This window comes from Corallococcus terminator (assembly GCF_003611635.1).
Taxonomy (GTDB): domain Bacteria; phylum Myxococcota; class Myxococcia; order Myxococcales; family Myxococcaceae; genus Corallococcus; species Corallococcus terminator.
In genome coordinates this window covers 1-3,183 of the sequence record NZ_RAVZ01000566.1, presented here as the reverse complement: position 1 = coordinate 3,183, position 3,183 = coordinate 1, and the positions used below count along the sequence as shown (strand labels likewise).

3 protein-coding genes are annotated in these 3,183 nt (G+C 73.0%); 1 reads left to right on the top strand and 2 read right to left on the bottom strand.

Features of this window, described 5'->3' with window-relative positions:
- On the bottom strand, positions 1–766 hold a 766-nt coding region (locus D7V88_RS40095), incomplete at its 3' end, for an RluA family pseudouridine synthase (RefSeq protein ID WP_147449095.1).
- 204 nt (positions 767–970) lie between these two features.
- Here D7V88_RS40095 and D7V88_RS40090 point away from each other — a divergent pair.
- The gene (locus tag D7V88_RS40090) at positions 971–2,491 is read left to right on the top strand and encodes a peptidase M3 (protein ID WP_120545771.1); all 1,521 of its coding nucleotides are present in this window, start codon (positions 971–973) and stop codon (positions 2,489–2,491) included.
- Positions 2,492–2,527: 36 nt separating this feature from the next.
- Here the strand turns inward: D7V88_RS40090 and D7V88_RS40085 are convergent, their stop codons facing one another.
- The gene (locus D7V88_RS40085; RefSeq protein ID WP_120545770.1) at positions 2,528–2,878 is read right to left on the bottom strand and encodes a hypothetical protein; all 351 of its coding nucleotides are present in this window, start codon (positions 2,876–2,878) and stop codon (positions 2,528–2,530) included.
- Between the last annotated feature and the right edge of the window lie 305 nt (positions 2,879–3,183).

The following is a 3,183-nucleotide window of genomic DNA, read 5'->3' as shown; positions in this document are numbered from 1 at the left end:
CCCCCGCGCTTCCCGCCCCGCCATAGCGCGCATCCCCAAGGATGGGCGTCCCCAGCGCCGTCAGGTGCGCCCGGAGCTGGTGCGTGCGGCCCGTCCGGGGCAGCAGCTCCACCAGGCAGAACGCCTCGCTCGCGAACAGCCTTCGGTAGTCCGTCCACGCGGGCACCCCATTGGCCGAGCGGGTCGCCCGCCAGCGCCCGGGACGCGACGGGTCCTTCGACAGGGGCAGGTCCACCGTGCCGCCCTCTGGAAGCCCCGGCCCGGTCGCCGCGAGGTAGCGCTTGCGCGCGGTGCCCTCCCGGAACGCCTCCGCCAGCGCGGACGTCGCCTGCGCGGACTTGCCGAACACCGTCACCCCGGACGTCTCCCGGTCCAGCCGGTGCACCAGCCCCGCCGGCCGTCCCAGGTGCGCGCCCACCACATCCACGAGGCTCGCGCCCACGCGCCCCTCGGTGGGCTGCGCGTTCAGGCCCGCGGGCTTGTCCACCGCGAGCACGTCCTCGTCCTCGAACAGCACGCGCAGGGGCGCTGGCGGCCCCGAGGCCTCCAGCGGACTCTGACCCGCCTCCTCCAGCACCACCGTCACCACCTGGGCGGCCTGGAGCCGCGCGGCCCCATCCCGGGCCCGGCGACCCGCCACGTACACCGCGCCCACCTCCACCAGGCGCCGAGCATCCGCCACCGGCAGCCCCAGCTCCGCCGCCACCGCGTCCGCCAGCGCACGACCCACGTGCGCCCCTTCGCTCCGGAACGTCCGACGCTTCATCGCAAGCCCCTTCCCGCCGCCAACGCACGGCCCACGTGCGCGCCCTCGCTCCGGAACGCCCGGCGCGTCATCGCGTCCCCTCCCCTGCCACCACGGGCGTGAGGAGGGCATGCGGGCAGGCAGCGGGCTCGGAGGACATGGCGCGACACTCTATGCGCGCGGTCCCTGCCGTGACGCGGGCTTCCTGTTACCTTCCGCGCCGCCATGGACCGTCCCCTGCATACTGTCCGGTCGCGGCTCGAGGATTTCCTCGCCGAGCTGGCCACCCTCCAATATCGCTACGGCGCCGGGCTCGCCCCGGGCCTCCCTGTCGCGAGCCTCCACGCGTCGTTTCCGGAGCTGTCCGCCCCGGAGACCTTCGCCGCCGCCAACGAGGCGCTCGCCAAGGCCCGCCTCCGGGAGGACGCCCTGGCCGTGCGCCGCATCACGCTGGTGCGGGAGCTCATCGCCACCCAGGTAGAGGAATCCCTCGCCGCCCGGGCCGGGGACGCCGTCATCGCGGCGGAAGCGACTTCGCACATCCCCGCCGACGACCAGACGCTGTCGCTCTCCCAGGCCCTGGCCCAGATTCCCCGCGAACAGCACCGCGCCCGCCGAGCCCTCCTGGAAAGCGGCGCCGGCAACTTCCTGTGGGAGCACCGAGGCGCCTATGGCGACCGGCGCGACGCCGCCCTCCAGGCCGCGGAGCTGCTGGGCTTCGCGAACTACCCCGCCCTGCGCCAGGACGTCACCGGCATCGACGCGGGCAAGCTCGCCGAGGCCGCCGAGGAGACCCTCCGGCGCACCGAGGACGCCTACCGCGACGTGCTGGGCTACGTGCTGCGCAAGCTGGAGCCGAACCTCCAGGCCCTGCCCGGCGGCGAGGCCCGGCGCCACGACGTGCAGGCCGCCCTGCGCGCCCCGTGGATGGACGCGCACTTCCGCCGCGAGGACACCGTCCCCGCCGTGATGCGCTGGCTGTCCGACTGGGGTCTGCGCCCCGACGCGGGCGGGCGCATCCGCCTGGACGACGAAGCCCGCCCGGGCAAGGCCTCCCGCCCCTTCGTCGCCGCCGTGCGCGTGCCCGACGAAATCCGGCTCGTCCTCCAGCCCCGGAGCGGAATGGACGCGCTGGGCGACCTGCTCCACGAACTGGGCCACGCCTGGCACCTGGCCCACGTGGATGAGGACGCGCCCACGGAGCTGCGCCGACTGGGCGACGCCTCCGTCACGGAGGCCTACGCGGCCACCTTCGAGCGGCTGCTGCTGTCCCCGCCCTGGCTCAAGCGCTACCTGAACCTGCCATCCGGCACCGTGAAGGACGTCATCCGGCTGGCCGCCTTCCAGGCCCTGGCCGTGCTGCGTCGTCACTGCGCGAAGCTGTCCTACGAGCTGTCCCTGTCCACCAAGGGCGCCTCCGCCGACCGCGCGGACGAATACGCCGACGGCCAGCGCCGCGCCCTCTTCGCGCAGCCGCACCCGGGCTTCTTCCTGCATGACGTGGATTCACAGCTCTACGTCACCCGCTACCTGCGGGCCTGGGCCCTGGAGACCCGGCTCACCGCGCACCTGCTGGAGCGGTTCAACGAGGACTTCTGGCGCAACCCCGCGGCCTTCACCTGGCTCAAGGCGCAGTTCGCGCGGGGCGGCGCCGTGGACGCGGAGGGACTGGCCACGGAGGTATCGGGCACGCCGTTGGCGTTGCCCGAGGCGGGAGCGCGCCTCGTGGCCATCCTCAACCAGTAGGGGCTTCACGCCCCCTGTGGCACTACCGCCGCGCGCCTACTTCTTCTTGGTGCGCAGCGCGCGGACGATCTTGTCCTTCGTCGCGTTGGCCGGAGCCTCACGCGTGAGGACCGCGGCGGGCGCCTTCGCGGCGGTGGCCGCCGTGCGCGTCTGTCCGGTGCGCGCGCGCATCGCCTTCATGAGCTGCATCTCGATGACGAGCAGTTCGTCGGCCAACTCCGCGTTGGCACCCGCGGCACGGGGCAACGGCGCGCTCGGGCTGGCAGCACCCGCGCCATGCCGCATGCGCAGGGCCTTCTCCTCCTCGGCCGTCAGCGTGGTGGACTTCTCCAGCGCCGCCTTGACCTCTTTCGCGGTCAACGTGCTACTTCCGACCTTGCGCTCCATCTCCGCTCCCTTCGTTGTGCACGCCTGAACACCCGAGCATGTCAGATGCGTCTGGGCCGCAACCGACGAGGATTGTAGGGGACGCAAGAGGGACGTCAAAATTTCTTCCAACAGGTCGCTGCCAATCTGTAGCGACCCACCCCACCTGCTACAGCTACAGGCGCATCCCCATCCCCAGGAACAGGGACGTCAGGGTCTGCCGGTCGCCGGAGAAGGGGTCGCCGTCCGCCGCGAAGTTCTGGTAGCGCGCCTCGGCGGAGAGGAAGAGCTCGCGCCCCAGCTCCAGCCCCACCCCGCCGGAGAAC

Bases quoted from the DNA above. Each gene is read 5' to 3' on its own strand.
- D7V88_RS40090 (WP_120545771.1), top strand. From the start codon at position 971: ATGGACCGTCCCCTGCATACTGTCCGGTCGCGGCTCGAGGATTTCCTC.
- D7V88_RS40085 (WP_120545770.1), bottom strand. From the start codon at position 2,878: ATGGAGCGCAAGGTCGGAAGTAGCACGTTGACCGCGAAAGAGGTCAAG.